General features: G+C 56.4%; 3 rRNA genes. All 3 read left to right on the top strand.

Annotation, left to right across the window (positions count from 1 at the left end):
- Positions 1–217 precede the first annotated feature (217 nt).
- The 3 genes from BDW27_RS27000 to rrf all read left to right on the top strand — a co-directional run bounded on the left by BDW27_RS27000 (position 218) and on the right by rrf (position 5,362).
- Positions 218–1,750, top strand: a 16S ribosomal RNA gene (locus BDW27_RS27000).
- A 306-nt stretch (positions 1,751–2,056) separates the two neighbouring features.
- Positions 2,057–5,149: ribosomal RNA gene (locus BDW27_RS26995) — 23S ribosomal RNA — on the top strand.
- 97 nt (positions 5,150–5,246) lie between these two features.
- Positions 5,247–5,362 (top strand): 5S ribosomal RNA (gene rrf / locus BDW27_RS26990).
- The 16S, 23S and 5S rRNA genes sit together here, the layout of an rRNA operon.
- The last annotated feature ends 38 nt before the right edge of the window (positions 5,363–5,400 follow it).

Here is a 5,400-nt window from a genome sequence, read left to right as displayed (position 1 = left end):
GAACTTCGGTTCTGGCGCTTGTACGGGAAGAGTGATTGTTTCTTGAGAACTCAACAGCGCGTGTTTGATTTTCTTTAAGCCATGTTTGTTTTGGCCCCGACGCACTTCGGTGCGTAGGGTTCCTTTGATTAACCAACGCGAGTTGGTTGGTCAGGATTTCTTCTAGGTTTACTCGCCCCAGGCTGACCTCACGGTCGCCGGGACGGGTTGTTTGACCTTTATGGAGAGTTTGATCCTGGCTCAGGACGAACGCTGGCGGCGTGCTTAACACATGCAAGTCGAGCGGTAAGGCCCTTCGGGGTACACGAGCGGCGAACGGGTGAGTAACACGTGAGCAACCTGCCCCTGACTCCGGGATAAGCGGTGGAAACGCCGTCTAATACCGGATACGACCCGCCACCTCATGGTGGAGGGTGGAAAGTTTTATCGGTCAGGGATGGGCTCGCGGCCTATCAGCTTGTTGGTGGGGTAACGGCCTACCAAGGCGATTACGGGTAGCCGGCCTGAGAGGGCGACCGGCCACACTGGGACTGAGACACGGCCCAGACTCCTGCGGGAGGCAGCAGTGGGGAATATTGCACAATGGGCGAAAGCCTGATGCAGCGACGCCGCGTGGGGGATGACGGCCTTCGGGTTGTAAACCTCTTTTACCACCAACGCAGGCTCCACGTTCTCGTGGGGTTGACGGTAGGTGGGGAATAAGGACCGGCTAACTACGTGCCAGCAGCCGCGGTAATACGTAGGGTCCGAGCGTTGTCCGGAATTATTGGGCGTAAAGAGCTCGTAGGCGGCATGTCGCGTCTGCTGTGAAAGACCGGGGCTTAACTCCGGTTCTGCAGTGGATACGGGCATGCTAGAGGTAGGTAGGGGAAACTGGAATTCCTGGTGTAGCGGTGAAATGCGCAGATATCAGGAGGAACACCGGTGGCGAAGGCGGGTTTCTGGGCCTTACCTGACGCTGAGGAGCGAAAGCATGGGGAGCGAACAGGATTAGATACCCTGGTAGTCCATGCCGTAAACGTTGGGCGCTAGGTGTGGGGACTTTCCACGGTTTCCGCGCCGTAGCTAACGCATTAAGCGCCCCGCCTGGGGAGTACGGCCGCAAGGCTAAAACTCAAAGGAATTGACGGGGGCCCGCACAAGCGGCGGAGCATGTTGCTTAATTCGACGCAACGCGAAGAACCTTACCAAGGTTTGACATCACCCGTGGACCTGTAGAGATACAGGGTCATTTAGTTGGTGGGTGACAGGTGGTGCATGGCTGTCGTCAGCTCGTGTCGTGAGATGTTGGGTTAAGTCCCGCAACGAGCGCAACCCTTGTTCCATGTTGCCAGCACGTAATGGTGGGGACTCATGGGAGACTGCCGGGGTCAACTCGGAGGAAGGTGGGGACGACGTCAAGTCATCATGCCCCTTATGTCTTGGGCTGCAAACATGCTACAATGGCCGGTACAATGGGCGTGCGATACCGTAAGGTGGAGCGAATCCCTTAAAGCCGGTCTCAGTTCGGATTGGGGTCTGCAACTCGACCCCATGAAGGTGGAGTCGCTAGTAATCGCGGATCAGCAACGCCGCGGTGAATACGTTCCCGGGCCTTGTACACACCGCCCGTCACGTCATGAAAGTCGGCAACACCCGAAACTTGTGGCCTAACCCTTCGGGGAGGGAATGAGTGAAGGTGGGGCTGGCGATTGGGACGAAGTCGTAACAAGGTAGCCGTACCGGAAGGTGCGGCTGGATCACCTCCTTTCTAAGGAGTCTTTTGAAGACCAACACCTTTCTATCGTTGGTCGGACTCGAAAGTGGACCTCACACCCCTTGCGGGGTGATGGGGAGTGGCTGAAGAAAATTGGACTTTGCCTCCGGCGACTAGAAGCGTCGGGGGGCGCGCTGTTGGGTGTCTGAGGAAGCAATCCTTGTGGTTGGTTCCCGCTACCACCTCCAGTAACTCCCATATCCTGGCCCTTGCGGGTTGGGTTTGTGGTTTGAGGTAGGGGAGTTTGTGGTTGGTGTTTTGATTTGTGAATAGTGTGCGCGAGCATCTTATTATCTGTAGTGGCCAAGTGATAGTGGCACACGGTGGATGCCTTGGCATCAGGCGCCGATGAAGGACGTGGGAGGCCACGATAGGCCGCGGGGAGCTGTCAACCGAGCTTTGATCCGCGGGTGTCCGAATGGGGAAACCTAGCCCGAGTTGTGTCGGGTTGCCGCTACCTGAATGTATAGGGTAGTTGGTGGTGACGCGGGGAAGTGAAACATCTCAGTACCCGTAGGAAGAGTAAACAACAGTGATTCTCCTAGTAGTGGTGAGCGAACGGGGAAGAGGCTAAACCGTGCGCGTGTGATAGACGACAGTCGTTGCGTGTGCGGGGTTGTGGGATGCATCTTTTCAGGTCTGTCGGCCTGGAGCGCTGATGATTTTTCTAGCTGAATCCGTTGGGAAGCGGTACCGGAGTGGGTGAGAGTCCCGTAGGTGAAGGAAGAGTCTAGGTGTTGATGTTCTCCCGAGTAGCGCGGAGCCCGAGAAATTCCGTGTGAATCTGGCAGGACCACCTGCTAAGCCAAAATACGTCCTGATGACCGATAGTGCACTAGTACCGTGAGGGAAAGGTGAAAAGTGCCCCGGTGAGGGGTCGTGAAATAGTACCTGAAACCGTGTGCTGTCAAGCCGTCAGAGCTGAAGCTTGTCTTTGGTGATGGCGTGCCTTTTGAAGAATGAGCCTGCGAGTCATGGTGTGTGGCGAGGTTAACCCGGGTGGGGTAGCCGTAGGGAAACCGAGTCTGAATAGGGCGTTTGAGTCGCATGCTGTGGACCCGAAGCGGAGTGATCTACCCATGTCCAGGGTGAAGCGGGGGTAAGACCTCGTGGAGGCCCGAACCCACCAGAGTTGAAAATCTGGGGGATGAGGTGTGGGTAGGGGTGAAAGGCCAATCAAACTCCGTGATAGCTGGTTCTCCCCGAAATGCATTTAGGTGCAGCGTCACGTGTTTCTTGCTGGAGGTAGAGCTACTGTTTGGCTGATGGGCCCTACAAGGTTACTGACGTCAGACAAACTCCGAATGCCGGTTAAGTGAAGCGTGGCAGTGAGACTGCGGGGGATAAGCTTCGTAGTCGAGAGGGAAACAGCCCAGATCATCAGCTAAGGCCCCTAAGCGTGTGCTAAGTGGGAAAGGTTGTGGAGTTGCTGAGACAACCAGGAGGTTGGCTTAGAAGCAGCCATCCTTTAAAGAGTGCGTAATAGCTCACTGGTCAAGTGGTTCTGCGCCGATAATGTAGCGGGGCTTAAGTACACCGCCGAAGCTGTGAAGTTCAGCCCGTAAGGGCTGGGTTGGTAGGGGAGCGTCGTGCATCCAGTGAAGCTGCCGAGTGATCGAGTGGTGGAGGGTGTGCGAGTGAGAATGCAGGCATGAGTAGCGAAAGCAACGTGAGAAACGTTGCCGCCGATTGACTAAGGGTTCCTGGGGCAGGTTAATCCGCCCAGGGTGAGTCTGGACCTAAGGCGAGGCCGACAGGCGTAGTCGATGGATAACGGGTTGATATTCCCGTACCCGTGCACGAGCGTCCAGTATCGAATCAGGTGATGCTAACCACGCTGGTTCTTGGTGTGCCCTTCGGGGGATGCCTCTGGACTGGTCTGGGACCCGAGCTTGTAGTAGGTAAGTGATGGGGTGACGCAGGAGGGTAGCTCTACCCGGCGATGGTTGTCCGGGAGTAAGCGTGTAGGCCGAGGGGTAGGCAAATCCGCCTCTCGTGAAGGCTGAGACGTGATGCCGAGCCGTTTTTGGTGAAGTGAGTGATCCCATGCTGTCGAGAAAAGCCTCTAGCGAGTTCGTGTGTGGCCAGTACCCTAAACCGACGCAGGTGGTCAGGTAGAGAATACCGAGGCGTTCGGGTGAACCATGGTTAAGGAACTCGGCAAATTGTCCCCGTAACTTTGGGAGAAGGGGAGCCCTGTCTGGTGACGGTCTTTACGGCCTGAGCTGGGTGGGGTCGCAGATAGCGGGGGGAAGCGACTGTTTATTAAAAACACAGGTCCGTGCGAAGTCGTAAGACGCTGTATACGGACTGACGCCTGCCCGGTGCTGGAACGTTAAGAGGACTGGTTAGTGGGTTTCGGCCCGCGAAGCTAGGAATCTAAGCGCCAGTAAACGGCGGTGGTAACTATAACCATCCTAAGGTAGCGAAATTCCTTGTCGGGTAAGTTCCGACCTGCACGAATGGCGTAACGACTTCCCCACTGTCTCAACCATGGGCCCGGTGAAATTGCACTACGAGTAAAGATGCTCGTTTCGCGCAGCAGGACGGAAAGACCCCGGGACCTTCACTATAGCTTGACATTGGTGTTTGGGATGGTTTGTGTAGGATAGGTGGGAGCCTGTGAGACTGTCACGCTAGTGGCGGTGGAGGCGTTGGTGAAATACCACTCTGACTGTTTCGGGCATCTAACTTTGGACCGTGATCCGGTTCGGGGACAGTGTCTGGTGGGTAGTTTAACTGGGGCGGTTGCCTCCCAAAGAGTAACGGAGGCGCCCAAAGGTTCCCTCAGCCTGGTTGGTAATCAGGTGTTGAGTGTAAGTGCACAAGGGAGCTTGACTGTGAGACGGACGTGTCGAGCAGGAGCGAAAGCTGGGACTAGTGATCCGGCACCGGCGTGTGGAAGCGGTGTCGCTCAACGGCTAAAAGGTACCCCGGGGATAACAGGCTGATCTTCCCCAAGAGTCCATATCGACGGGATGGTTTGGCACCTCGATGTCGGCTCGTCGCATCCTGGGGCTGGAGTTGGTCCCAAGGGTTGGGCTGTTCGCCCATTAAAGCGGCACGCGAGCTGGGTTTAGAACGTCGTGAGACAGTTCGGTCCCTATCCGCTGTGCGCGTTGGAGACTTGAGAAGGGCTGTCCCTAGTACGAGAGGACCGGGACGGACGAACCTCTGGTGTGCCAGTTGTCCTGCCAAGGGCATGGCTGGTTGGCTACGTTCGGGAGAGATAACCGCTGAAAGCATCTAAGCGGGAAGCTTGCTTCGAGATGAGGTCTCCTGCCTCCTTGAGAGGGTAAGACTCCCTGTAGACGACAGGGTTGATAGGCCGGGTGTGGAAGCCTTGTGAGGGGTGGAGCTGACCGGTACTAATAGGTCGAGGGCTTGTCCGCTGCAGATAATTGGATGTTCGCGCACACTTTGTTCACGAAGCTTGCTCGTGGCTGTTGCTCCCCGTTTGGGTTGAGTGGTGGTTGTGGGTGTTGGTTTCCGTGGTGGTTTTGGCAGGAGGGTCACACTCGGTCTCATTCCGAACCCGGTCGTTAAGTCTCCTTGCGCTGATGGTACTGCCCTGTTGTGGGGTGGGAGAGTAGGTCGCTGCCACGGTTTTTCTTGGTAGGGAGGGGAAGGGCTTGTCCTTTGGG

Origin of the sequence: Nocardiopsis sp. L17-MgMaSL7 (genome assembly GCF_003182025.1) — a bacterium.
Lineage (GTDB): Bacteria > Actinomycetota > Actinomycetes > Streptosporangiales > Streptosporangiaceae > Nocardiopsis > Nocardiopsis prasina.
The sequence above is the reverse complement of the archived record's forward strand: the minus strand, read 5'-3'. Positions and strand labels throughout refer to the sequence as shown.